The organism is Acaryochloris sp. CCMEE 5410, from assembly GCF_000238775.2.
Taxonomy (GTDB): domain Bacteria; phylum Cyanobacteriota; class Cyanobacteriia; order Thermosynechococcales; family Thermosynechococcaceae; genus Acaryochloris.
In genome coordinates this window covers 317,528-342,961 of record NZ_AFEJ02000001.1, presented here as the reverse complement: position 1 = coordinate 342,961, position 25,434 = coordinate 317,528, and the positions used below count along the sequence as shown (strand labels likewise).

Genomic DNA, 25,434 nt, shown 5'->3' with positions numbered 1-25,434 from the left:
AATTGCTATTAACTTTATTCTCGGTGTAATAACCAGAACCGACAGCATCTAGATCTATGATTAGGTTTGCATGTTGTATCTACTGTACATATCCTGTAATACATTCGACCTCGGCCCATGTTTGACTCTGGCCAATATCCCGATCATGAGAATGGGAGAAATCACTTAACCTATGGTCCAGTCCCTAGACGAAGGACAAAGCGTCTGCTTGAAGGATTAATTGCCTATGCCAATGATGAATTCGAAATTAGTGAGCAACTCCGATCAAAAATCAGGGTCAATTGGCAGACAGACTATCAACTAGTGGTCGAGACAACGGTTCAGGCTTTAGTGGCCCTAACCCAAGCTGATACCTATCATGGTCACCTTAATAACAATCAAGTCAAAAATTCACTCAAATTATTAGAAAAGTTCCTAAATATCCTTGTAGATAATCGGTCTCAGCCAAGAGGATCGCACAAGTGGAATTTTACAATTAAGCTTTGGTTTAATCGGTACAGTACTGCAGAGAATTTAGGAAAGTTTCACGACGAATGGGAGCGTCTTAGACCCTCTAAATCTAAACAAGTCACTGACTATGGTTATAACACAAGCCAATCAATTCCCACTTTACAAGGGGTTACTTATAGCGTTGCCGAAAGAAATAGAACACTAAACGCTTCACTCAACTATCAATCTGGTCCCCATAGCCATCAGCAATGCTATTTTTCTACGGAAGAGTATTTAAAACGGTATTCGGAACGTCATGGCATTTTGAAGGTATTGGGGATGAGAGGGCCAGCCCAGCTGGACTCCCTCTATACCACGATGCACTTACTCAACGAAGATTCCGTCCTTAGCTCTGAGTCCATTAATTGGCTGGAAGAGAACTACCGGCAGCGAAAAGTTTTTTTGCGAGAAGAAAAGCGGGCTAAACGACAGTCTGGCTTAGAGATAGCCAATACATATCAATATCTAATGGTATTAGGCGGTCCTGGTACAGGCAAATCCACCTTCTTACGGAAAATAGGCCTAGAAACTCTAAATCATAGGGATCAAGGTGGCTATCAGCATAACTGCATTCCCGTCTTTATTGAGCTTAAAAAATTTAGTTTTACAGAAGTTGATCTGGAATCCGCAATTATTGAAGAATTCAAAATTTGTGGATTTCCTAAACCTCAGCATTTTTTGGAGAAGGCTCTGGTTCAAGGGAATTTGCTGTTATTGCTAGATGGGCTAGATGAAGTACCGATAGAACAAATGAGCGAGGCAATATCAAAAATCCAAGATTTTGCCAATCGATTTCACCAAAATCGGTTCATCATTACCTGTAGACCTGCGGCCTATAAATATAATCTCCGCAACTTTACAGATGTTGTCATTGCTGAATTTGATGACCATCAGATTAGGCAATTTATAGAAAAATGGTTTCATCAGCAACCCCAACAGGGTCGAAAATGTTGGGAGCAACTGAATACTGACAGTAATACGGCCGCCAAAGAGCTGACTCGAACACCATTGCTGCTCACCATGCTTTGTCTTGTTTTCCAAAAGGAAGGACAGTTCCCGAAACATAGAGCAACCTTGTATGAAAAGTCTCTGTGGGTGCTTTTAGAAGAGTGGGATGCTGAAAAAGATGTGCCCAGAGAAAGTATTTATAAAGGACTGGCCATCAAACGCAAAGAGATTATTCTTTCAAAAATTGCGTTTGATGCCTTTCAAAGAGATGAACTATTTATCACAAGACGAACTCTAACCCAGCAGCTTGAAGATCTATTGAGTGAAATGCTGCCGGATGTTGCGTTAATTGATGGCAAAAAAGTCTTGAAATCAATTGAATTACAGCATGGACTATTGGTTGAGCGGGTCGAGGCGGTGTACTCCTTCTCACACTTAACCATACAAGAATTTCTAGCTGCTCAGTACATTTTTGCTCAGTCTAAACATGATGACTCACTTTTACAGGAGTTGATTGGAGAATATCTAACAGATGATCGGTGGCAAGAAATTTTCTTATTGCTATCAGGTATGAGTAAGGCAGACAGAATTTTACAAATCATGGCAAAGCATGCCCGTAGCTATGTGGAAAATTCTTCAGCACTCCAGAAGTTACTGCGATGTGCGGATCTAATGACTCAAAATACGGAAGGTGATTTCAAGGTAGCAGCCAAAAGAGCGACTGCGATTGGACTCTTTTTCCCTGGTGTACATCCTCTCTATGCTATTACCCGTTTCGCAAATCCAGAGGATGCCAATCTCAAACAGAAACTGTACTATACCTATGATTTAGCTCGTGAGCTTACAGGCACCCTAACACACAAACGACTACTAACTCTGGCTTTAGATCGCAATAGAACAACCGATACAGTGATGTATTGCGGCATAGAAAGCACCCATAAAAATGCATTTTTACGTGCTATTAAAATTTCAATCATTAGCGCCAAAAAGTTCAAAGAAGCGAAAATATTCAACTCTGTCGACTTCAATAAATTAGTGAACGATCTTGAATCACTAAAAGGTGATATCCCCAGTGGCTCAGCGCCTTTTGAGGAGAATTTAGTGTTCGCTAAGCGAGCCCAGCAGATCTGGATTAATGCGTTTAAAGTCAAGTTCGATTTGGTCAGCTTTTCCTTGGAAGAATTGGATTCCCTCAATCATTATCTCAAAGCCATGATTGTTATCATTCACTGTCAGAAGTCTGCATTATCATACTCACAATCAGTTTGGGACAATATTGAATCCCAAATATTAGTTGCTGATGCATAAGGGCGGGTAGAAAGCTCAAAATTGATTGCAGTGAGCCCAATTAGTCCCCCTATTCCACGCTAAGCTGATTGCTGATTGGATTTTGCATTTATAAAGTCTCCTCGTTCGGCTATCAATAAACAACTATGGTGCTACTAAAATTTTGGGCTGCTTGCTCTAGTATATGTTTGACAATCGGCACCTTAGTGGGACCTGGTATAGCCGCTCCACCTCTCGTTCAAGGCCGAACTGGCCTCGTCACCTCTACTCATCCCGATGCAACGAGGGTTGGCTTAGAGATCCTCAAACAAGGGGGTAATGCGGTGGATGCTGCCGTGGCCACAGCGATGGCCATCTCAGTAGCGGAACCCTTCTCAGCAGGGATTGGAGGAGGGGGATTCTTGCTTCTGCGACTGGAGGAGACCGATCAGATGATCGCTCTGGATTTTCGCGAGCGGGCTCCCTTCAAAGCAGATTCTCGACTCTACCTTGATGCAGAGGGGCAGGTGATTCCCCGAGCGAGTATTGACGGCCATCGAGCCGTCGCCGTACCGGGTACTATTGCGGGGTTGCAAGCTATTCACCAAAAACATGGTCGATTGCCTTGGAAAAGGTTACTGAATCCTGCGATCAAACTGGCTGAAGAGGGATTTGTGGTCAGCGATCGCACCCACCGTATCATCCGCCTGCGTCAAAAGGCCCTGGCAGCAAATCCCGCTGCTCGGGAGATTTTTCTGACTAAGGGGCAACCCTTGGCGGTGGGCAGTCGCCTGATCCAAACCGACTTAGCTAAAACCCTAAAACGCCTCGCTCAGGATCCGCAAGACTTTTACTCTGGCTCTATTGCCCTAGCCATTGCCAAGGATATGCGCAATAACGATGGCCTTGTTTCCCTTTGGGATTTAAGGACCTATGCCCCTACTTGGCGAGAGCCCCTATGTGGCGAGTTCCAACAAATGCAGGTCTGCTCCATGCCTCCGCCTTCTTCGGGGGGAGTTCATCTCAACCAAATCCTCAATCTACTTACCCTCGGCCAGCCATTTCCAGCCAAGTCCGATCATCCCGACTATTTACATGCCCTGGTAGAGGCGATGAAAATTGCCTACGCCGATCGTGCCGAATATCTTGGGGATACTGATTTTGTTGAGGTTCCCGTCCAGGAACTGATCAGTCCCCAATATGCCCAACGTCGCTTTCAGGAGATTGATCCCAATCAAGCTCGTCCAGCAGACCAGGTCAAGGCCATGGATGCTCGAACCTTGAAGTGGCTACAAAAAGAATCGAATGATACCAGTCACTTAAATGTAGTGGATCGCGATCGCAATGCCGTTAGCCTCACATTTACCCTCAATTTAGGCTTTGGGGCCGGGGTCGTCGTCCCCGGAACTGGCATCCTTCTCAATAATGAGATGGATGACTTTGCGACTGCACCGGGGATTCCCAATGCCTTTGGATTAGTTGGCAATACTCAAAATGCGATCGCACCCGCCAAAAAGCCCCTCTCCAGCATGACGCCAACCATTGTCACCGAGGCAGGAAAATTAAGACTTGTCGTGGGTGCCGCTGGGGGCAGCACGATTATCACCACCGTATTGCAGTTAGTGATGAATGTGTTGGTGTTTGAACAGGACGTCGCCACCGCCATTCATGCCCCTAAAGTTCACCACCAGTGGCGGCCCCTGCCCTTACGCATTGAAGAACGGGTGAAATTTCCCCCAACCACTGTGGAAGCACTAAAACAGCGCGGACATGACATTCAGATGAGAACTCAATGGGGCAATGCCAACTTAATTGAAGTGACGCCCCAAGATAAATTGTTTGGTGCAGCTGACCCCCGAGGCGAAGGGACTGCGTTAGGGTATTAACTCAGCGAGTGTCTAAAAAAATAGATGCAAATACGGCTCAATTTTACTCTCAACACATCAAAAGTTCTCAGGTATCGAGCCAGTTCTTTTCGGGTATCTTAAGACAGAATAGAATCTATAGCATTTCTCTATTTAAGTCACTTCCGTCGCTAGCCAAAAGAGTCACTGATACTATATTGATCTCGTAATTCGGCCCTAAAAAACCGTTTATTCAGGAATATCAAGATTAATCACTTAGCCGAACAACAAGTCCCTCTTCAGTCGAAACTTACCTTGGAACCGAATCTGGACCAACTCTTCAATATTTGCCCAGAGATTATCTGCATATTGAAGCCCAATTACACCATTCACCGAGTGAACACCTCATTTACTCAGCTATTTGGCTGGGATACGAGCCGAGTCCACGGGCGATCATTTCTTGATTTTGTCCATGCTGAATGGATACAGCAAACTCAGCAGGTGCTCCAATCGACAATCAACCAAAGTATTCCTAACTTTGAAACCTTACACTGCAAAGCAGACGGGAATCAGGCCTATTTAACTTGGTCCTTTAGCTTTGACTCCAGCTCAAACTCTATCTTGGGTATTGCCCGAGAGAGTGAGGCCCTCAAACGATTTCAAGAGGGGATTCTGCAAGAGAATTTTCGACTCACCGAACTGGCCTATACCGATTCTTTAACGGAGTTGATGAATCGGAGGGGGTTTTTAACTCAACTCCAGCAATATCAGTCTTTTGCGGCCCGCACTCAACGCCCTTTGTCAATCCTATTGCTGGATGTAGATTACTTCAAAACCTTTAATGATTCCTATGGTCACTCAGCTGGGGACCAAGCCCTTGTCTTAATTTCAGGTATCCTCAAAACCAACTTACGCAGAAGTGACTTGGCTGGTCGCTATGGTGGGGAAGAATTTGTGGTGTGTTTGCCAGACAGTGACCAGCAGGGTTCATTTACTGTAGCCGAGTCGTTACGGCAGGCGGTGGATAATTATGGCTGGCCCATTCAAGAAATTACGATCAGTGTGGGAGTTGCAACTGCGATCGCAAATCAAGACTCTACCTACAAAACTGCAAAAGAACTCATCAATGAAGCCGATCGGGCCTTATACCATTCCAAACAATCCGGCCGCAATTGCTCAACCCACCACGCCAATCTTTAATCTCTATCGTCTCGGACTTTCCCACATCGTCTGAGGAAATACTATGATGTGCCTTTTGGCATGACTTGGATTCTTACCAATGATGACGGCATTGATGCCCCAGGCATTGCAGCATTAGCACAAGCGATTGAACAGCCCGCTTTGTTAATAGCCCCCCAAACCCACCATTCCGGCTGTGGACATCAAGTGACCACTTCAGGCCCCATTACCATTGACCAGCGAACCCTACCGGTGGAGTCTAACCTGCTCGCCAGCTATGGGATTGGCGGAACGCCAGTCGATTGCGTGCGCGTCGCCCTCCAGCATCTCTGTCCCACACTGACTTGGGTTTTTTCCGGCATCAATATGGGCGGTAACTTAGGCTCTGATATCTATGTTTCGGGAACGGTTGCCGCCGTCCGAGAAGCTGCGTTGCATCGCATTCCCGGTATAGCCCTTTCTCAATATCATCGCCGAGACCGCCCCATCGACTGGTCCCGCTCAACTCGCTGGGCCAAACGGGTCATCCAGCACTTACAGGACCAGCCCCTACCTTCACAAACATTCTGGAATGTAAACTTCCCCCATCTACCTCCAGAGGCCCCCGATCCTGAAATTATTCAATGTCCACTGTCCAGACAACCTTTACCCGTTGCCTATCGCCAAGCGGAAGCAGGTTTAGTGTATGAAGGCAATTACCATGGTCGCGATCGCGAACCGGGTAGTGATGTGGACATTTGTTTTCAGGGCAATATTGCCGTCACTCAGATTCAAGTCTGATCTCATTTTTTATGTACTTATATTAAGAAATTGACGTCATAACGGTTTGACAGCTTGACAGCAATGTGTCTAATCTTTAAGCTGTTCCTTAATACCCGGGTATCCATTTACTAAGCCATATGCAAGATAAACAAAAGGTTACTCTTTACCTGCCACCCGACCTGCATCGTCAACTCAAAATTCGAGCTGCCGTCGATGCAGAGCCCATGTCAGCCATTGCTGAACGGGCCATTGATTTCTACCTGGGTCATCCTGAGGTGGTGGAGCAAACAGAAGCATCTGCTTATGGGGCGACCCATCAAGTTTATGCCTGTCCCGAATGTACGACGACTGTCGTTTTGCGTGCGGGTGAGTTGGTTTCAATGAAAGAGCAGCCTGCCATGTTAAGTGATGATGGACTGAAGGTTCAACCTGCAGCTGAAGAACTCGTGGGAGCGGGCGTCTGATTTTTCGGCCCATGCTTTAGCTGTCTGTCCAACTTCATGCATCCTCTGTAGTCAACCCTGCATTGGGAGACAAAGGTCATGAAAGAAGAGCTAAGTATTCTTATTCAAGCTCAATATCCTTTGATCTACCTCGTTACCCCCGAGGAAGAACGGGCAGAGGAAGCGATTGCTGCCATTGCTCAAAGGCAGGAACGAAAGGTTTTTGTTTGGACGTTGACTCGGGGAACCGTTGAGCATGGACAGCCCCGCAGTTCCACCCAACATAGTACTGTTTCTCCCCAGATGGCGATTCAATCAGCAATCGGGGAACGTCAAGACGCCATCTTTATTTTTAAGGATCTGCATCCGTTTCTGGATAATGCCGAAGTGATGCGGTGGTTACGAGATGCGATCGCAAGCTTTAAAAACACCCGCAAAACCATCATCTTGATGTCTCCCGTCCATCAGGTTCCCCATGAGCTGGAGACGGAAATGGTCGTTCTCGACTATCCCTTCCCTAACCTTGCTGAACTCCAAGACGTTCTAGATCAGCAGTTGCAGTTTACTGGGCGGTCCCTAGGCACTCCAGCACGGGAAAAACTGCTTAAAGCCGCCCTCGGGTTGACCAAAGATGAAGCTGAAAAAGTTTATCGTAAAGCCAAAGTAACGGCGGGTCAACTCACAGAAGCCGAAGTTGAAGTTGTTCTTTCCGAGAAGAAGCAGCTTATTCGCCGCAATGGAATTTTAGACTACATCGAAAGTGATCACACCATTGATGCTGTTGGTGGTTTAGAAGAATTGAAGCATTGGCTAACCCAGCGATCGGAAGCCTTTACCGAACGGGCACGGGAATATGGCTTACCCCAACCCAAAGGCATGTTAATTTTGGGGGTTCCAGGATGTGGGAAATCCCTGATCGCCAAAACCACTTCACGGTTATGGGGTTTACCTCTCCTCCGTTTGGATATGGGACGTGTCTATGACGGTTCCACCGTAGGACGTTCAGAAGCCAATTTACGAAGCGCTCTTAAAACCGCTGAGTCTATTTCTCCAGCCATCTTATTTATTGATGAAATGGACAAGGCATTTGCCGGTGGTGCCGGATCAGCAGATTCAGATGGTGGCACCTCCAGTCGGATTTTCGGGTCTTTCTTAACCTGGATGCAGGAAAAGACTTCTCCCGTCTTTGTTATGGCTACCGCTAATCGGGTTGAGCGCTTACCTGGAGAATTTCTACGCAAAGGCCGATTTGACGAAATTTTCTTTGTCGATCTGCCCAACCCCCAAGAGCGTCAGCAAATTTTCAATATCCATCTCTCCCAGCGCCGTCGAGATATTTCCCGATTTAACCTCGCTGAACTCGCAAACGTTTGCGAAGGCTTTTCGGGGGCTGAAATTGAACAGGTCGTCATCGCCGCCATGTACGAAGCCTTTGCCCAAAATCGTGAATTCACGCAACTCGATATTATTGCCGCCAGCCGCTCCACCTTACCCCTCTCCAAGACAATGACCGAGCAGGTAATGGCCTTACGGGACTGGGCTCGCCAAAGAGCCCGCCCTGCAGCAGCCTCAGTCGCAGAATATCAGCGACTTGAGTTCTAAAAGCTTTCTCCTGTTCCCAGCAGGAGGAACCGCTAGCTATACGCTAGTTCATCCAACCGCAATTCCGTCAGCGTTGCGGTTTATCCCAACCAAACGTTGTTATCTCAATTCCTGGAGGAACATCCAATGTCACACTTTAGCACTCTCCGCACCAAGATCACGGAAGCTGAAATTCTTAAGTCTTCCCTGAAGGATCTCGGTATTGAAGTTAAGACAAATGCCGACGTGCGGGGCTATAACGGCCAGCGTGTTCGGGCAGATATCGTTGCAGTTTTAGACGGTGAATATGATTTGGGTTGGTCCCATAATACTGATGGCTCCTTTGATCTGATTGCTGATCTATGGGGCGTTGCCAAAAAGCATAATCAGACTGAACTCATTAACTCCATTAATCAAAAGTACGCCGTCAACAAAACATTGTCAGAAATTAAGCGACCTGAACTCCAAAATGCCAACGTCAAGTTGGTTCTCCATCGCTAATTTCTCTGCGCGTTCCCAAATATCCTATTGGCTGACCTTAGGGTCAGCTTTTTTTATGCCTAGAATGTTTAACATTCGTAACCCCTCACAGCACTATTGATACGTCTGTTGCTATCAGACTTAATATATTCCTAGGTCCCATGTCCGGAGCACTTTTATGTCTCAGTTTATTCAATCGGTCTTAAATAGTGATGAAAAAACGGATTTGCGACAGTTTGCTAGTGAAGTCCACAATCAATCCGAGCGCTATTTACTCCGCAATGACATTCTGAGCGTATTTGACACCTTCTGCGAGAAATATGGGAAGACTCCTGCATTTCAACTCTCATCCCGTTTGCAGAAGCTGATTTACTACACCCAAGAAATCCTTGTCGAGGATGAGAACCTCTATCTAATTATTCGTCCCAAAATCGCATCTGAAGAAGCTTATCGCTTAGATCCTCGAGAATTAGTCTATGAGCGAATCCAGATTGATGAGCTACTGGACCTGCGCGATCGATTTGTAGGACACTATCATCCTCAAGAGGGCGACATCCTCGAAATTGATTTCCGTCCTTTCTACGACTATTCTCCCGTCATCCGAGATCCAAAGAATATTGGTCGAGGCGTTCAATATCTCAACCGATACTTATCGAGCAAGATGTTTGAGGGCTCTCAACAATGGCTCTTCTCTCTCTTTTCATTCCTCAAACTTCATTCCTATAACGGCACTCAACTCCTAATTAATCAAAGGATCCAAAACCCTGAACAGCTATCTGAGTGCGTGAAGCAAGCCATTAGCTTAGTGGGGGGGCTCCCCCCAGAACAGCCCTATCCTGAATTTAGGTTTAACTTCCAAGAGCTGGGTTTTGAACCAGGTTGGGGGAATACCGCTGCCAGAGTTCTAGAAACTTTAGAAATGCTGGATGAGCTAATCGATTCTCCTGACGATCAGGTATTGGAAGCCTTTATCTCTCGCATCCCCATGATCTTTAAGATCGTGCTGGTTTCGATTCATGGCTACTTTGGTCAAGAAGGGGTTTTGGGCAGACCCGATACTGGCGGGCAGGTCGTTTATGTCCTTGATCAAGCAAAAAGCCTAGAGAAGCAGCTGCAAGAAGATCTTCAGTTCGCAGGGCTAGATACCTTAGAAGTGCAGCCAAAGCTTATTATTTTGTCTCGATTGATTCCCAATAGTGAAGGAACCCTCTGCAATCAGCGGCTAGAAAAAGTTCATGCCACCGACAACGTATGGATTTTGCGCGTTCCCTTCCGAGAGCTGAATCCCAAATACACCCAAAACTGGATTTCCCGGTTTGAAATTTGGCCTTACTTAGAAACCTATGCCATCGATGCTGAGCGGGAACTACTGGCGGAGTTTCGGGGCTTACCGGATTTGATCGTGGGCAACTATACAGACGGTAACTTAGTCGCCTTTCTCCTCTCCCGTCGGTTAGGAGTAACCCAGTGCAACGTTGCCCATGCTCTGGAAAAGTCGAAGTATCTGTTCAGTAATCTGTATTGGCAGGATTTAGAGGAGCAGTATCACTTCTCCATGCAGTTTACCGCCGATTTAATTGCCATGAATGCGGCGAATTTTATTGTCACTAGTACCTATCAAGAAATCGCGGGTCGCCCCGATACCATTGGTCAGTATGAAAGCTATCGTTCCTTTACAATGCCCGATCTTTACCATGTTGTTTATGGAGCCGAATTGTTCAGCCCTAAATTTAATGTTGTCCCACCTGGCGTCAACGAAAGTGTCTATTTTCCCTTCACCCGGCACCAGGAGAGAACACCAGGGGATATAGACCGACTGGAAGAGTTATTGTTTACCCTCGAAGACCCTGAACACGTCTTTGGCCATTTAGAGGATCCAGAAAAACCGCCACTGTTTTCTATGGCTCGTTTGGATCGGATTAAAAATTTAACGGGTTTGGCAGAATGCTTCGGCCAACATCCCCAACTCCAGGACCACTACAATCTCATTCTGGTAGCTGGCAAGCTGAGAACCAGTGATTCTGTGGATCATGAAGAAATTAACGAAATTGAGCGACTATACCGAATTATTGATCAATACAACCTGCACGGCAAAATCCGGTGGTTAGGGGTTCGTTTTCCCAAGCAAGACTCGGGGGAAATCTATCGAGTGGTTGCCGATCACAAAGGTATTTTTGTTCAACCCGCCCTCTTTGAAGCCTTTGGGTTAACGGTTTTAGAAGCCATGATTTCTGGGCTTCCCACCTTTGCAACTCGGTTTGGGGGACCACTAGAAATCATTCGAGATGGCATTGATGGCTTTTATATCAACCCAACCCATAATGAAGAAATTGCGACTAAATTGCTAGAGTTTGCCAAAGAATGCTCAACCAATCCAGACTATTGGCAACAAATTTCAGAACAAGCGATAGAGCGGGTCTACACTACCTACACTTGGAAAATTCACACCAGTCGATTACTTTCCCTCGCTAAAATATATGGTTTTTGGAACTACACTTCTAAGGAAAAAAGGGAAGATATGCTCCGGTATATCGAGACCATCTTCTACCTGCTATACAAACCCATGGCGAAAAAACTCTTGGCTAAACATATGGATTCCTGAACAAAGGGTAGAATTTCTCCATCTGCCATTGTCAAACACTTAATCAAAGTCCAGTTGAATCACTTGATCAATGGTGACCCCAGCTCGACCGTGACGAGTATTATGACGACCTTTCAATCCATGGGCCTGATGGTGAAGTTGAATTTCATCTTTGCGAGCATCTAGGACCCGCTGAATCACGCCTTGGTAGGACTTGGTGAGCCGTTTGAGAATCGATGAGCTAATCATCCATTTTTCATCAAAAGTCCGGGTGGGAACATTGTTGTAGTCCATGATTGCATTAATGGCCTGGGAGATTTTGGCCTCTGCAGCGGCAGACGTCTTCCCTGCCCGCCTTCCTCTCTTTTTAGGAGAAGAAGGGTCTGGATCTGCAGTAGAAAGTTCAGGAGATTCAGCCGGATGGGCATGACCATTATTTTGGGCGTTTTCATTCTGGGCAGTTTCCAGCTCTGGAGTGGGGTGTGGAGCGGCCTGCTCCCCCTGCATCACTTGGATAAGCTGGGTCAGCACCGTGGTCAGGGTATCTAACTTTTGATCGGTTGCGGATGGTGGGGTTGTTTGATCAAGCGTTGAATCAATTTTAGGTGTAATGTCCGATTTAATAGGTGTAACTCGCTGCGACGGATCCGATTGAGAAGCTTCCAGTTCATGATCCAAATCATCTAGAAATAACAGAGCATAATGGGTGCGTTGCTCGTAGTTGACACCTTCTTTGGTATAGCTGGTTCGTTCTGCTGTTTTTCCGTCTATTAAAGGCAGCTGTCCCGAGCGAATGGCTTCTGCGATCGCCTGTTTATACAGCGGCAAGTAATCTTCTGGATAGTAATCCTGTTCCAAATCAGCAATTTCCTGCTGACATAGGGTTCGGATGGCTTCTGGGTCTCTAAGGGGCTGTAGTGGCTCAATAAATAGGTAAGCTAGCTGCTCTAAATCATCCGCAGACTCCTTGTTTGAGGTACCGTCTTTTAAGGATTGCTCCAGCCATTCCAGCAGAACGGACATCTTTTCTTGTTGGGTGCCACGAGGTTCAAACTGGTCGAGTACCTGGATCCAACGATCCCGTTCATCTTGGTAAAGTCTTAGGGTTGAAATTTCCCGCTTGGGGCGTTGGCGTTGGCGTTTAACAGGTCGGATCATTGGTTGTTCTTCCCATTCAGTGAGGGTTTCTGGTTCAAGTTGAGGGGCAGCACTTTGGAACACTTGCAGGACCTGCACCCCTGGATCCCGTAGTCGTATCCCTTGGCGACCATCTATATTTCCCTGGCCGTCCCCAATTTTGTAGTCATTGTAGTGTCGAGTGGAGGCAAGGGACCGGCGGAGTGCCGTATCTTGCTCATTCTGGATTAAAAAATGGCCTTGGATCGCTGCCATATATTCAACATCCGCCACGGTGGGTGGCGCATACCAATGGGTAGCGATCCGAGCATAGATCGTCCGAAATAAATGAGTATAGAGATTGCCACGCCCAGCTCGCTGGGGAATTAGTTCAGCAAAATAGAGATCGCATGCTTTAGCCACGGGAGGACTGTATTTCCGATTAATGGTTTCCAGATCCAATCCCACGGTATTGACTTGTTGTCTGAGCAGATCTAGGGCTGCGATCGCATGTTTGGCTGGGGCAAGGGTGGGAATTTCAAAGCGCAGCTCCATCGCTTCTTTCCGACGCTTCAAGGCCCCAGTAAACCAGACACTATAGGGAGAGGAATAAATAAATTCAGCCGTTTGCAATAGCTCTGTACAGCGACGTCCAGTGACCACTGCTAACCCAGCGGCAACCTCTGACCAGTCTCGGCTATCCAGGAGCATCTTGGCGCGATCAACAATGGCATCGGGTTGCTCTATCAGCCCTTGCTGTTCATTACGGGCTGCGACTCGATCATTAATCGACAAATTAACTTGAATCCACTCATCCCGTGAAAAATTCATGGTCTCTACGACCACATGTTCCTCACCCAACTGCTTCTTCAACGCCTGTCGTACCTCAGTCATTAAATTGCGCTGCTGCTTCAGCTCCTTGAGGCCATGGTCATACCACTGCTGTTTCATCCAGGTTGACCATTGCTCAGCAACCTGCCGATCTTGTGGGGTATTTCCCAGAGAAGCTACCGCAGGCAAAAATGGGTGGTCGTATAGTTTTTTTAGCCAGCGACGCATAGACTTGAAGGTTTCAGATTGCGATGATTATTACATACCTATTGGCCCATCTTCCATAAGGTATAAAACCTTTGCAAAGAGAGGGATAGTGACGCTTCCCTTTCGGCTCAACTGGATAGTTTTAAGTCTATCCTCACAACTTCCTCATGATTGCAAACTAAGGTTAATACCGAACAGAATCATTTTCCCCGGCAATCGTTTCTATAAAGCTTATGACTGACTGTCCTTGCTGCTCGAATCCATTGCTACGACAAATCCGCTTTGAGAGAGTGAGCTGGTTTTGTCCTCATTGCTGGATAGAAGTCCCTTCTCAGCTATCAGACACTTATCAGGCATCCAAAAAGCACCCTAAACAACGAATATTTTATCGGCCTGTGACGTTGTCAAAGCACCATTTGCGTAGCCCTAAAAGATTGAGTTTTACTAGCTAAGTCTTTTTGCGAAATTTTAGGGACGCATTTTAAGTACTCAGCCTTCTGTTTTTTGTCAGATATAGCTTCACTGGCAGATCATTCCGTTAACCTATCTGATTGCTGAAGCAGCAATCCGTAAGAGATGGGTGGAATGTTCTGAATTCGCCTACAGCCACACTGAGAGACACAGCACAACACCGGACCTTCATCCGTGGTGATTCCTTGTGGGCTGTTCATGCAGTTAGGAACTGAATTAAAAACTACATCTACAAATCAGAATTACTAACACTTGTCTGGAGGTTATTCTATGACAATTGCACTTGGACGCGTCCGAGAGCGAGGCTGGTTCGATGTCCTCGACGATTGGTTGAAACGCGATCGCTTTGTCTTTATAGGCTGGTCAGGGTTATTACTCTTTCCCTGTGCGTTCTTGTCCATTGGCGGATGGTTTACGGGAACGACTTTTGTCACCTCGTGGTATACCCACGGCCTCGCGAGTTCTTATCTCGAAGGGTGCAATTTTCTAACTGCAGCCGTCTCTACCCCTGCGGATAGTATGGGACATTCCTTACTCTTGCTGTGGGGGCCAGAGGCTAGAGGAGATTTTACTCGATGGTGCCAACTTGGGGGCATGTGGAACTTTGTGACTTTACATGGTGCCTTTGGTCTGATTGGTTTTATGCTGCGTCAATTTGAAATTGCTCGGCTAGTAAATGTGCGACCTTATAACGCAGTTGCTTTTAGTGGTCCCATCGCTGTTTTTGTTTCTGTTTTTTTAATGTATCCCTTAGGGCAATCCAGTTGGTTCTTTGCTCCCAGTTGGGGGGTAGCCAGTATTTTCCGCTTTTTACTATTTGTTCAAGGGTTTCATAACCTGACCCTCAATCCCTTTCATATGATGGGGGTGGCGGGTATCTTAGGTGGGGCACTGCTCTGTGCCATCCATGGAGCAACGGTAGAAAACACCTTATTTGAGGACACTAAAGATGCCAACACCTTTAGTGGTTTTAGCCCCACCCAGTCAGAAGAAACTTATTCGATGGTGACAGCCAATCGCTTCTGGTCTCAGATCTTTGGAATAGCCTTTTCGAACAAGCGCTGGCTGCACTTCTTTATGTTATTTGTTCCCGTGACTGGGTTGTGGGCTTCGGCGATTGGGCTAGTCGGCATTGCCCTCAACATGCGAGCCTATGATTTTGTCAGCCAAGAGATCCGTGCAGCAGAAGATCCAGAATATGAAACGTTCTATACCAAAAACATCCTACTCAATGAGGGACTCAGAGCATGGATGGCTCCTCAGGATCAAATTCACGAGAATTTTGTCTTCCCTGAAGAGGTGCTACCTAGAGGAAATGCGTTGTAACGGCAAAAAGCTGCTATCTACAAAAGAGGTAAGACGTAAAAACTTACCTCTTTTCTTTTGGAAGATCTAGGATATTGACAGATTGGCTGAGGGAAGACCCCAGATTTCTTAATGACAGCCTGGGCAGGAGGAATCCCTCAGCTACCCGTTATGCCAAATAAGTGCTCCACTGTTTAATCACTGCTGGGGAGCCATACCACAGATAATCCGTATTTTTAGGAACGGCTTGGGTGGGATGGGGGGAATGCCAAACCTGATCAATGGTGAGATTGAGCGCACCAGACAGATGGGCAGACTTTACCGGAGTAACACCATCGCCCCAGCATTCGCCTTCACCACAAGTGACCTTATAACTGCTGTAGGTAAACCACTGTCCCAATCGCCAACTGCGCTGTCCATAGAGGGCTTTCCCGGCAACACATACATATTTGACTTCAGGATGGAACGCTCCGGGATAATTATCGTTGACGAAATTGAGATTGCGCTGGGTCCATGCTTCTTTACTGGTGTGGGGGGTCCCTAGGCTAACCAACGTGTGAATTTTGGGCTGAGCTTGCCAAATCTGATCACAGTAGGGCTCTGCCCCCATATAAATCCGGGAGATCCATCCACCAGCAGAATGGCCGACAATGTTGACTTGAGGGGCTTGGGTGCGTTCTAAAACCTGCTGAACGGTGTGATCGAGCTGTTCGAGAATAGGGGTAATGGGACGTCCCCCTAGGGTGACAAACCAGTCTTTACGCTGGAGGGGAACGATGGTCGTTTCTATGCCTAAGGCATTCAGTTGTTGTTGGAGGTCTAGATAGTCTTTCGCCGGAGCCAGATACCCCGGCAATATGACAGTAGGTAGCATCTATGAACGTTTTCTGCGAGGAGTTTGCAGCCACATCGTAATGCCAGTTATCGCCAGCATCAGCAGGGCAAAGGAATTGATAAAAGGATAAATGACTTCTAGCTTGAGGGGACCAAAGTTACCTTTATGGATGTCAAGCAGCCAGAAGAAATCACTATTGGCTTTCATAAGACTGGCGACTTGATAAAGGGAGCCTGAAAGGGAGGTCAGGATAAGCGGCAAAAACCATATCGGTGCAATTCGAGCATGTAGCCGCCGTATTTGGGCTTTATTGATGGCCATTGGGGCGTTCGAGTTGAGTGTACTCACTTATTGTGACACTCTTAGATGTGATCGATGTTCTTGCTCTTCATTCAGCAAGCTAGGCAACCGACAAAATCGAGAAGCCTTGGTTTCTGGAGATTGAGCCAATCAAATGCCATTCCTTGTCCCATGCCCAACACCGTTCTTTAAAAACGGTCTTTAAAACATTCCATTTAAAAAATTATTAAACGAGTGTCCACCCTAAGAGTTGTTTATCCGAATTCGGTAATAACCTGCGGGTGCATACTGTCCCACTCAATCTCCTAGGGTTAACCCTTCAATGAACGGAAGAAGACTGTGCTAGCGATGGTACGAGACATCACTGCATCTTCCATTTATTAAATAGTGACGGTAGAGATTTAATGAGCTATCTTGGATGAACGAATATATTTATCCATTGTTTTGAGCTGTCGCGGGGAAATGCATCTTATCGTCAATTATCTCTATATTTAGCCATTAATCATAGCTAACCTTAGAGAGGCGTAGGCTGCTGTCACTCAATACAAACTTCAACGGATACATAGGTCATTCTCTGATTGTTTTTCAGTCTGGAATGAGGATTGACTGGGATTTCCATGTCTTTTCAAATTTGAGTGTTGACCTAATGGTGTGGGGGGAATTAACCGCATCGTAGGAGAGGCTACATGGATTGCAGGGTCAATTTGACCAATCGAGATATTAACAACATCATTGCTGTGCTGTATTTGCAAACCTATTTAGAAGATGAAGTGGCCTTAAGTCTGATAGATAAACTCAATGATGAGCTAGATGCCTGTATCGGAGAACAGAGTGGTAGCAGAATCGCTCGTTCCCCAGAGTATTATCAAGCGAGACAAGACCTAACTCGTCAGCTCTATTTTCAGCATCGTCGCCCAGAATTGGATGATTAAACGTCTACTTACAGGGCAAGATAGAGAGCATGACTTTCATGGCTGATTCATGCTTGGCAAATTTATTGTTTTTGAAGGTGGCGAAGGAGCGGGTAAAACCACTCAACTCAACTTGGTATTTGAATGGTTGACAGGGAGCGGCTGGATAAGCCGAATTAAGGGATATATACAGGGTGATTATCCCTCAGTCCTGACAACCCGAGAACCCGGTGGAACGGCTTTAGGAAAAAGCATTCGTAAGTTGTTGTTGGATGTGACTGCAACGGGGAATGAATCGATCGATGAACGGGCGGAGTTATTGCTGTTTGCTGCCGATCGGGCTCAACATGTTTCGAGTTGCCTGCTACCACATCTACAGCAGGGGTCTTTAGTTTTATGCGATCGCTATACGGATTCCACTATCGCTTATCAGGGATATGGTCGGGAGTTAGACCTAACCTTAATCCATCAGCTCAATCAGATCGCGACCCAAGGATTAGCCAGTGACCTCACCTTCTGGTTAGATATCGATCCTGAATTTGGCCTGGCCCGGACCCACGATCGGGAGCAGGATCCAGAGATTGAGACCGATCGCATGGAGGCCAACGAAATTGCCTTTCATCAGAGGTTACGGCAAGGGTTCGCAGATTTAGCTCGTCAATATCCAGAGCGGATTGTTCGCATAGATGCTTATCAATCGGATGATGTAGTAGCCCAGCAGATTCAAAGCATTCTAGAATCACGACTTCAGGAATGGTATCCCTAATGTTTAAGGGGATTATTGGTCAATCGGCAGCGATTGAGTATTTGCAGCGGGCCATCTCAACCCAACGCATCGCTCCTGCCTATCTCTTTGCTGGCCCTGAAGGAATTGGGCGAAGTCGGGTTGCTGAAAAGTTTCTCTCGCAGCTTCTAAATCTAGGGCAAACTGAGCAGCGTAGTCTTAGAAACCATCCCGATAGCCTATGGATTGCCCCGACCTATAAACATAAGAACAAACTGATGACGGTGGCTCAAATGCAGGAGCAGGAGATTGCTCTGCCGAGAAGCCATCCCCAAATCCGCTTGGCCCAAATTCGAGATATGACCCAGTTCCTCAGCCAATCCCCCTTGGAGGCATCCCGATTGGCTGTGGTGATCGAGGGGGCGGAAACCATGAATGAAGCTGCCGCCAATGCGCTCCTCAAAAGTTTAGAAGAGCCTGGAAATGCCACGTTAATTTTACTGGCACCCAATATTGACGCTTTGATACCGACGTTGGTATCGCGATGTCAGCGTATCCCATTTAGTCGACTGAACGCTGCTCAAATGGCTCAGGTGTTGGAACAGGCGGGATATGGAGAAGTTTTGGCGCACCCTCAATTAATCGAGATGGCTCAGGGGAGTCCTGGATGTGCGATCGCACATTGGCAGCAACAAGACTCCATTTCGCCTGATCTCTTGCAGGCCAATTTGGATGATCTAAATACGCCCCTTGCCTGTCTTGAGTTGGCTCAAAAAATTGATCAAGCCCTGGATCTCCCTTCTCAGCTGTGGCTCCTAGACTACTATCAGCAGCTCTATTGGCGCACCTATGGCAATTCTGTCTTGCTCCGTCAGTTTGAGAAAGCGAAGGATCAACTGCGTCAGTATGCCCAACCCCGATTAGTGTGGGAGGTCACCTTATTAGCTTTGGCCGAGCAACAAGATTTACAAACTAAGACGGGCAATTAACTTCCAAGCCAGTAAGAGATGAACATTGACCTATTAGCCTTGTTCAACATAGGCATCGCCTCGAAGGAGTTGATGGGACGTTGACTCCCCCAGTTGGGTCAGCTTGCGGTTCTGCAACCAGCTTAGACCTGCGACCAAACCCACGTGAATTCCAAACATTAGCAGAATACTGAAGGTTGGAATTTTTTCGATACCAGCTATGGCGAAAGGGGTTAATAAAATCAAACCGCCCCAGGCTTGTCCATGTTCAACGCCCAATATAGCGAGTATAAAAGTTGGAAGAATGGTGGGTCCCAATAACGTTGCCATTACCCACAAGTTGCGATTGGAAATAGGCCGCAACAACATAACCTGATTGAATAGAGTGAAAATCAAGATCAAGGTGGAATTGAACAAGAGTGCGGCAAGGCCAACTCCAGAGTCATCTTCCGGTAAGAACAGCAGCCAAAGCATAATCGGAAGATCGGCAATGCCTAGATTGATTGTGATCGCAATCCAAGTCGGACTGTTATCGGCCCACAATAAATCTCTAAAGCGCTGTATTTTACCCTTTGTAGAAGGATAATTCCCCCGAAACCGAGCCCAATCCTCTAGATCCTGGTGGTGTGGTAGTAGCAATACAATCATCAACAGAAACCACAATAAATGGGTGAGGAGAACCACTGAAGTCATATTAGATGGAGAGGTGCTTTTGGACGTGAATGAAAATCCCAAAAAGCAGGCAAAGAAGCAGGCGGTTGCCCAATAGCTTTGCTTTTTGCTAAGGAGGGAAATTGTAGGGTTGCGGAAGCGACGCTGTAGAGGACGCCATAACCACCAAGTCCATAATCCAAAATGAGTTAGTCCAAATAACCATACCCAGGTACCGTGATTACCAATCGGCATGTGAAACCATTGAAAGCCTGATATTCCTCGGGAATTGAAAGGGATGTCTGCACCCACTAAGGAGGGAAAGATATCCTCATAAATGAAAGGGAAAAGTGCTGATGGCGATAGGGTATATAGCCAGTCAACCGAACTGTAGGTCATCGAGTTTTGAGTCAGTAAAAGTAGGAGCAACAAAATCCCTGCACTACTGATCCAAGCTTGAAAGCCATTAAGCCAGTTGCTAACCAGCCCCAGCAATAAAGCCAGACTGTAGTAGAAACAACAGCTAGCCAACAGCAAAACATCGAAACCGAATATTCTGGTAGCCGGAATTTCTGCGGCTAAACCCGTCAGATAATGGAGCGGTAAAGCAAGCAGAACAGCCAAATAAATTAGGAAGGGAGCACCCAACATCTTACCCAGCAGGATGGTGCGGGCCGTTTGGGGGCTAAGACTAATAAATGTCAGGGTTCCCTGGCGATCTTCTTTCGAAAGATCACTAATTAGCAAAAAGGTACCGCCTACAATCAGGCCAAACATCAAAAATATACAGCTCCAGGAAAAGACCTGCAGCCACCACCCTTGCCAGTTCACTAACAGATATTGTTCTTTGCTGACTTGGAAACAGTCCAAGCCTGTTTTTCGATATTCAGCTGTTTGGCAATTCCCCCACCGATAATCTAACGTCCGATATTGCCAGAATAGAAACAGTCCTTGAGCAATCAAAGACAAAAATACTGTCAAAAGCACACTGCGTAATTTCAATCGGCCTTGGATCTCCCGCATCAACTGAGGGTTCCAGTCGCCCAGGGTTTCGATCCCTCTATTTACAAGGGAAAATTGAGCCTTGCCCATTTATGACACCTGCTTATGGTCTAGTTTGTCGAGAAAGATGGTTTCTAAATCTTCTTGAATGCACTGAAAGTTATAGATGGGAATATCGGCCGCCAGAAGCGATCGCAATAAGGCAGCAGCATCTGCTTGATTCCCTTGAAATTGGGCTTTGATTTGTTGGGTCGCTGAATCCACACGCCAACTGTCTATATGAGGGCATTGCCCCAACAGTTGTTCCACAGGCTGCAAGTCACCTAGGGTAGCAATCTGAATTTGCTTTTGGCTTAAGGCTTGGTAAAGCTGCTGGAGTGAAGTCTTTTCCACCAGATAGCCCAATTCCATAATCCCAACTGAGGTGCAAAGTTCGGCGAGGTCGCTAAGGATATGGGAGGAAATAATGATAGTCATCCCTGCTTCTCGCAGCACATTAATCAATTCCCGAAACTGAACTCTAGCAAGGGGATCTAAGCCAGAGACGGGTTCGTCTAACAGCAGCAAAACAGGTTCATGGATAATTGTCCGAGCGAGTCCCAGTCGCTGCTTCATGCCCCGCGATAGACTGGCAACGGAACTCCGTCGCTTGTGGGTCAACTGCACCAGCTCCAAAACATCAAATAGGCGTTGACGGCGGCGAGGCTGGCGTAACTCATACAAACGAGCAAAGTAATTGAGATATTCCCACACCGTCAGATCTTCGTAGAGGGGAAAATCATCGGGGAGATAACCGATCAGGCGCTTGAGATGGGCATTGGTTTGATTGCGCTCTAACAACTGGCCCCGAATATAGATATGGCCAAGGGTGGGCTGTTCTGCCGTCGCCAACATCCGAATCATGGTGGTCTTACCGGCACCATTAGGACCAATAAGCCCAAAAACTTCCCCTAAGTTAATTTCTAAATCTAAGTCGTTGACGGCAACGTGACGACCAAATCGCTTCGTCAATCCCTGGGTGCGTACTGCTATTTCAGCGGACATAATTGATCTCAAACCATTCCGTAGGGTGATCTTAATCATCCTGAGCAGAATAATTTGTGATCCAGGTACTCAAGCAGTGTGAGGATGATCCCTGCTGAAAATGTTCCATGGATATGGATACAGAAAGATCACGATTAATAGTCCCCCTTTTTTACTTAAAGGTTTGAGGAAGAGTCCTTGAGTCATAAATCTCTAAGGACTGAGCAGAAGCTACCAATCCCCTTCATAACCTGGGTATTGTTCAGGGGATTCCCCATGTACCTCCAAGATTTCACCCACAGGTGTTTTTTTCTTCTTTTCCTTTTTAGTTTGTGAACTGGGAATTTGATTGGGGTCTGGCTCGATGGTTTCGAGTTGAACTTCAAAAGTCCAGCAATCTCCAAAATCAAACAGATATTCCATCACGCTGCCTTCTGACAGGGGTAGGCTGCCAATTTTGACTTCATCCGTGTGGATAGTTTCTCCAGCAGAGAAGAAGCCACCATCAGCATAGGGATGTAGTACTTCCACTTTTCGCCCCATTGCATTGGTATAGGTAAATGAATCCAGATGATCGGAGTCAAACTCTACGGAGGAGAGAATATAAGCACTGAGATTCTCTAAGGTGGCCTCTCCTGAGATGGCAATCCGTCGCCATATTTTTCCTAAACTGACCTTAAAGATATGGCGATCGGGGCGAAAGCCTGAACTTGGCAATACAAGCGTTTTCTGCCATTTTGGGAAATAGGGTTGTAAGGTGTCTTGTAATTCATCGTAGGGGACAGATGGATCGACCTCAGAAGGCCAAGTCATATCATTTTCATAAAAAGCATTTTTAACCAAGTTTAAGAGGGGCGTTCCCAAAGGTTGTGCTTCCAAGCTCTTAATCCGCCATCCATTCCCGGCCGTAGGTTTGCCGGTCGTGATTTTCAGTAAGCCAAACATCTCCATTAACGCTAAATTATGGATGCCAGGATAGAATCTGAAAAAATCCTGAACGGTTCTTTTCTGGGTAAAGGTATGCTTTTTCTTGTGAACAATCCTTTCCCAGCTTTGTAGGCAGCGATTTCCCTCTGTGAGGGACCCCATTCTCTCTTCACCTAACATTTCTGCATGACCACGAATCAGCCACGCTTCCAGTAGCGTGCAATAACGTTCTGTTGAATTGAGCTGCTGCCATTGGTCATACACTGGCGGATTCAGAACCAGAAATTGCTTTTTCCCTTTAGTCACTGTTGTCGCAATGCCTGTTGCCCTCAACAGCAGATACAGTCCATGTATTGGCGGATAGGATTTTTGAGCTGGACGTTTTAGGTCAATGTCTATGGGAGTGCTCAATTGCTGGTTCAGTTCAGCGAGGTCCTTCATGGAGATTTGCTGCCGTTTGCCACTGACAGCTCGACCTTCGGGACCAATAAATGCCAATAGGGTTTGGAAGTCTTTAAGGATGGAACCAGGTTGAGTTTCACTAATGTTAAGTGCTTTAAGCTGCGTAATCTCTTGCTCTGTCAGGGAAAAGTCTTTCTCTAAGGACGCGGACATCAATTCGGTTCTGAGGGAGCGTAGAGCATCTCCTGGTCCCTCTTTAGGGTCTGGGGCAGCGGCATCTAGCATGTCTGCCATCTGATCGGCCGCATTCATGATTGTGTTGAGCAACTCTACCGGGTTGACCTGTTCGCCCACTTCCGGTAATTCGACTCCCATTAAATCCAGAAACTTCTGGATATCTGGCGGAGGAGCTGTCATGGGAACTGTTGGTTCAACAGGGATAAGGGGATTATTTTGAGGATCAGCTTTGATGCGCTGATTGTATTCAGCTTGGAAGGCCTCTATATCAGCTTGGCTCGACATATCAAAGCCCGCCTGCATCCCCTGCAGCATAAAGTTTTTGGCAATGCCGCCTCGAGATGCATCAAACATCCAGTCGGCAAATTTGTCTTGGATAGAGGTGAGATATTTTGCGATCGCACCCCCGCTGCGCAATTTATACACTTGTTTTAGAAAGGTCCAAAAGGCCACCAATTCGGGAATCGCATCCTCTGCGTCACTGCGATCACGCAAAGTGAGCTTGCGAGGCAGGATATTCTCCATCACCAGCTGGGCGTCCCCTTTGGTCATCTTCGATAGGGTAAATTCACCGTAGGTAAAGGCCATTTCAATAAACGTGCCGATCCAGAATCCCCCCTCTGGGTAAGTTTGGGTATGGGCAATTCCCACGTCTGATTGGATGAATTCGTGGATCAAACCATTGATGTAATCGTCAAATAAGGGTTCAGCTTCGTCATAATCCAGGCCGTCGAGCTGGCGAATATTAAAAGTCACGATCTAGATCCTCAGAGCAGATATCTATGAGGGTACCGACTAGTTCGCTTCCCATCAAGGTGTTAGAATTCAATCGGTTGATCTTTCCCGCTTCAATAATCGAACAGTTTGTCTTGGATCTATTCTTTGGTAGTTGGGGCTATTTCTGCAGTAGTTGTTTTTCTCGGATCGCGTTGGCTTTGATGGCTAGCCCTAGGCCAACCATCAGGTAGATAAAGATCATCCCCTTGGCAAAGACGATAAAGGCTGTGTTAAAGATGCCTGGATCAGCTGTGTGGGTCCTGAAGTAATCGAGTTGTCCTAAAAAGCTCAGAGCGAGCGCTCCTGCGGCAAAAGACCAAGCTGCGACGAGATAGGTAATGCCATTGGCGACCTGGCGAAGGACTAAGTATGCTGCCAGCAACAGCACGCCTCCCAGAATGTAATCATCAAACCAGTTCAGAAAGCGCGAGATATCCAAAATATGGTTGGAGCGTCGGACGGTTTCGGCAAGGGGTAGGAAAATGCCCATAACGACTGCCATTTGGACGGATTGCTTAAGGGGTTGATTATCCATATACGGTCTCTCTGACAAAGGTTGAGGGTTTAAATGCCTTGTGGAAACGGCTCAGCTGTGATGGGAGGTTGAAAAGTGAGCTACTGATGAAATCTAGAAACTGCAGTGATCTCAGTCTATCGAGCAGGGTGATTGAAATGCTGTTTTGTTGAGAGGGATCGGAATATGGTTTTTGGTATCTTGCGTATCTTTCTAGACGTGAGCTGACAGGTCTTATAAAGAGTAAGATTGAATACATTTTTGACAGCGGGGTTTTTAGGATGTTTAGTCAATTGCCTTCTCTATCGGTGGATCAGCAATATCGATCTTCCCTTGCTGCACCAAGGGGTGCAACCACAGCATCTACGCATCAACACCATAGTTCGGGTTTGTTGAGTGTGCTTCAGCAGGCTTCTCAAAAACTGTCTCATCGATCTCAATTGAGCCTTGAGAAAAAGAGTAATTACAAGGGTGAAGTCTGGTGGCAGGTTGCCGATCCCTGTTCGGGGAAATCCTTTTACGCTCAAACCTTAAACGAAGCAATTCACTGGATCGAAGTTCAACGACTCGTAAAATAACCCCCAAAATGACAGGGGTTTACCACATTTTTTCTTAACAATAGGCTTAAATCCTTACGGTATAAAGACCTCAAGCCTGCTA

The 25,434-nt window shown here is 46.5% G+C and carries 20 protein-coding genes; 13 read left to right on the top strand and 7 right to left on the bottom strand.

Features of this window, described 5'->3' with window-relative positions; all coding sequences use genetic code 11:
- Nucleotides 1-117: 117 nt before the first annotated feature.
- From ON05_RS01440 to ON05_RS01405, 8 genes are all read left to right on the top strand, one after another.
- Nucleotides 118-2,745 carry an NACHT domain-containing protein gene (locus ON05_RS01440; protein ID WP_010473061.1) on the top strand — a complete coding sequence of 876 codons (2,628 nt, stop codon included), beginning with the start codon at nt 118-120 and terminating at the stop codon, nt 2,743-2,745.
- A gap of 125 nt (nt 2,746-2,870) precedes the next feature.
- The gene (gene ggt, locus ON05_RS01435; RefSeq protein ID WP_010473060.1) at nt 2,871-4,589 is read left to right on the top strand and encodes a gamma-glutamyltransferase; all 1,719 of its coding nucleotides are present in this window, start codon (nt 2,871-2,873) and stop codon (nt 4,587-4,589) included.
- A gap of 273 nt (nt 4,590-4,862) precedes the next feature.
- Nucleotides 4,863-5,747: a sensor domain-containing diguanylate cyclase gene (locus ON05_RS01430; protein WP_010473059.1), complete on the top strand. Its 885-nt coding sequence runs from the start codon at nt 4,863-4,865 to the stop codon at nt 5,745-5,747.
- A gap of 60 nt (nt 5,748-5,807) precedes the next feature.
- Entirely contained in the window at nt 5,808-6,506 is a 699-nt protein-coding gene (surE, locus tag ON05_RS01425) for a 5'/3'-nucleotidase SurE (protein ID WP_010473058.1), read from the top strand.
- 119 nt (nt 6,507-6,625) lie between these two features.
- Nucleotides 6,626-6,952 (top strand): hypothetical protein, encoded by a 327-nt coding sequence (locus tag ON05_RS01420; protein WP_010473057.1) that lies wholly within the window; start codon nt 6,626-6,628, stop codon nt 6,950-6,952.
- A 78-nt stretch (nt 6,953-7,030) separates the two neighbouring features.
- Nucleotides 7,031-8,533 (top strand): AAA family ATPase, encoded by a 1,503-nt coding sequence (locus ON05_RS01415; RefSeq protein WP_010473056.1) that lies wholly within the window; start codon nt 7,031-7,033, stop codon nt 8,531-8,533.
- A gap of 126 nt (nt 8,534-8,659) precedes the next feature.
- A complete protein-coding gene (locus ON05_RS01410) occupies nt 8,660-9,013 on the top strand; it encodes a DUF1257 domain-containing protein (protein WP_010473055.1) in 354 nt (117 codons plus the stop codon).
- A 157-nt stretch (nt 9,014-9,170) separates the two neighbouring features.
- Complete coding sequence (locus ON05_RS01405; protein ID WP_010473054.1) at nt 9,171-11,594, top strand: sucrose synthase; 2,424 nt, start codon at nt 9,171-9,173, stop codon at nt 11,592-11,594.
- 39 nt (nt 11,595-11,633) lie between these two features.
- Here ON05_RS01405 and ON05_RS01400 read toward each other — a convergent pair whose 3' ends face one another.
- The gene (locus ON05_RS01400; RefSeq protein WP_010473051.1) at nt 11,634-13,748 is read right to left on the bottom strand and encodes a protelomerase family protein; all 2,115 of its coding nucleotides are present in this window, start codon (nt 13,746-13,748) and stop codon (nt 11,634-11,636) included.
- Between the two features lie 720 nt (nt 13,749-14,468).
- On the opposite strand from ON05_RS01400, the gene psbD reads away from it, so the two are divergent.
- Nucleotides 14,469-15,524 carry a photosystem II D2 protein (photosystem q(a) protein) gene (gene psbD, locus ON05_RS01395; protein ID WP_010473047.1) on the top strand — a complete coding sequence of 352 codons (1,056 nt, stop codon included), beginning with the start codon at nt 14,469-14,471 and terminating at the stop codon, nt 15,522-15,524.
- Nucleotides 15,525-15,672: 148 nt separating this feature from the next.
- Here psbD and ON05_RS01390 read toward each other — a convergent pair whose 3' ends face one another.
- Both ON05_RS01390 and ON05_RS01385 read right to left on the bottom strand, forming a co-directional pair.
- On the bottom strand, nt 15,673-16,377 hold the full coding sequence (locus tag ON05_RS01390; RefSeq protein WP_010473045.1) for a triacylglycerol lipase: 705 nt from the start codon (nt 16,375-16,377) through the stop codon (nt 15,673-15,675).
- A complete protein-coding gene (locus ON05_RS01385) occupies nt 16,378-16,659 on the bottom strand; it encodes a hypothetical protein (protein ID WP_010473043.1) in 282 nt (93 codons plus the stop codon).
- Nucleotides 16,660-17,324: 665 nt separating this feature from the next.
- On the opposite strand from ON05_RS01385, the gene ON05_RS01380 reads away from it, so the two are divergent.
- The 3 genes from ON05_RS01380 to ON05_RS01370 are packed head-to-tail and all read left to right on the top strand — an operon-like array spanning nt 17,325 to nt 19,262.
- Nucleotides 17,325-17,570 (top strand): hypothetical protein, encoded by a 246-nt coding sequence (locus tag ON05_RS01380; RefSeq protein ID WP_010473041.1) that lies wholly within the window; start codon nt 17,325-17,327, stop codon nt 17,568-17,570.
- Nucleotides 17,571-17,619: 49 nt separating this feature from the next.
- A complete protein-coding gene (gene tmk / locus ON05_RS01375) occupies nt 17,620-18,315 on the top strand; it encodes a dTMP kinase (protein ID WP_010473039.1) in 696 nt (231 codons plus the stop codon).
- Entirely contained in the window at nt 18,315-19,262 is a 948-nt protein-coding gene (locus ON05_RS01370) for a DNA polymerase III subunit delta' (RefSeq protein WP_010473037.1), read from the top strand. Before tmk ends, ON05_RS01370 begins: the two co-directional genes overlap by 1 nt.
- A gap of 33 nt (nt 19,263-19,295) precedes the next feature.
- Here ON05_RS01370 and ON05_RS01365 read toward each other — a convergent pair whose 3' ends face one another.
- The 4 genes from ON05_RS01365 to ON05_RS01350 all read right to left on the bottom strand — a co-directional run bounded on the left by ON05_RS01365 (nt 19,296) and on the right by ON05_RS01350 (nt 24,795).
- A complete protein-coding gene (locus ON05_RS01365; RefSeq protein WP_010473035.1) occupies nt 19,296-20,984 on the bottom strand; it encodes a hypothetical protein in 1,689 nt (562 codons plus the stop codon).
- On the bottom strand, nt 20,985-21,938 hold the full coding sequence (locus ON05_RS01360; RefSeq protein ID WP_010473033.1) for an ABC transporter ATP-binding protein: 954 nt from the start codon (nt 21,936-21,938) through the stop codon (nt 20,985-20,987). It lies immediately after the preceding gene.
- A gap of 210 nt (nt 21,939-22,148) precedes the next feature.
- Nucleotides 22,149-24,239 (bottom strand): plasmid pRiA4b ORF-3 family protein, encoded by a 2,091-nt coding sequence (locus ON05_RS01355; RefSeq protein ID WP_262561040.1) that lies wholly within the window; start codon nt 24,237-24,239, stop codon nt 22,149-22,151.
- Between the two features lie 139 nt (nt 24,240-24,378).
- Nucleotides 24,379-24,795, bottom strand: a complete 417-nt coding sequence (locus tag ON05_RS01350) for a hypothetical protein (protein WP_010473029.1) — start codon at nt 24,793-24,795, stop codon at nt 24,379-24,381.
- 260 nt (nt 24,796-25,055) lie between these two features.
- Between ON05_RS01350 and ON05_RS01345 the strand changes: the two genes are divergently transcribed.
- Nucleotides 25,056-25,352 carry a hypothetical protein gene (locus ON05_RS01345; protein WP_010473026.1) on the top strand — a complete coding sequence of 99 codons (297 nt, stop codon included), beginning with the start codon at nt 25,056-25,058 and terminating at the stop codon, nt 25,350-25,352.
- The last annotated feature ends 82 nt before the right edge of the window (nt 25,353-25,434 follow it).

Coding starts and splice junctions, on each gene's coding strand:
- ON05_RS01440 (WP_010473061.1), top strand. CDS start 118: ATGTTTGACTCTGGCCAATATCCCGATCATGAGAATGGGAGAAATCAC.
- ggt (WP_010473060.1), top strand. CDS start 2,871: ATGGTGCTACTAAAATTTTGGGCTGCTTGCTCTAGTATATGTTTGACA.
- surE (WP_010473058.1), top strand. CDS start 5,808: ATGACTTGGATTCTTACCAATGATGACGGCATTGATGCCCCAGGCATT.
- ON05_RS01420 (WP_010473057.1), top strand. CDS start 6,626: ATGCAAGATAAACAAAAGGTTACTCTTTACCTGCCACCCGACCTGCAT.
- ON05_RS01415 (WP_010473056.1), top strand. CDS start 7,031: ATGAAAGAAGAGCTAAGTATTCTTATTCAAGCTCAATATCCTTTGATC.
- ON05_RS01410 (WP_010473055.1), top strand. CDS start 8,660: ATGTCACACTTTAGCACTCTCCGCACCAAGATCACGGAAGCTGAAATT.
- ON05_RS01405 (WP_010473054.1), top strand. CDS start 9,171: ATGTCTCAGTTTATTCAATCGGTCTTAAATAGTGATGAAAAAACGGAT.
- ON05_RS01400 (WP_010473051.1), bottom strand. CDS start 13,748: ATGCGTCGCTGGCTAAAAAAACTATACGACCACCCATTTTTGCCTGCG.
- psbD (WP_010473047.1), top strand. CDS start 14,469: ATGACAATTGCACTTGGACGCGTCCGAGAGCGAGGCTGGTTCGATGTC.
- ON05_RS01390 (WP_010473045.1), bottom strand. CDS start 16,377: ATGCTACCTACTGTCATATTGCCGGGGTATCTGGCTCCGGCGAAAGAC.
- ON05_RS01385 (WP_010473043.1), bottom strand. CDS start 16,659: ATGGCCATCAATAAAGCCCAAATACGGCGGCTACATGCTCGAATTGCA.
- ON05_RS01380 (WP_010473041.1), top strand. CDS start 17,325: ATGGATTGCAGGGTCAATTTGACCAATCGAGATATTAACAACATCATT.
- tmk (WP_010473039.1), top strand. CDS start 17,620: ATGCTTGGCAAATTTATTGTTTTTGAAGGTGGCGAAGGAGCGGGTAAA.
- ON05_RS01370 (WP_010473037.1), top strand. CDS start 18,315: ATGTTTAAGGGGATTATTGGTCAATCGGCAGCGATTGAGTATTTGCAG.
- ON05_RS01365 (WP_010473035.1), bottom strand. CDS start 20,984: ATGGGCAAGGCTCAATTTTCCCTTGTAAATAGAGGGATCGAAACCCTG.
- ON05_RS01360 (WP_010473033.1), bottom strand. CDS start 21,938: ATGTCCGCTGAAATAGCAGTACGCACCCAGGGATTGACGAAGCGATTT.
- ON05_RS01350 (WP_010473029.1), bottom strand. CDS start 24,795: ATGGATAATCAACCCCTTAAGCAATCCGTCCAAATGGCAGTCGTTATG.
- ON05_RS01345 (WP_010473026.1), top strand. CDS start 25,056: ATGTTTAGTCAATTGCCTTCTCTATCGGTGGATCAGCAATATCGATCT.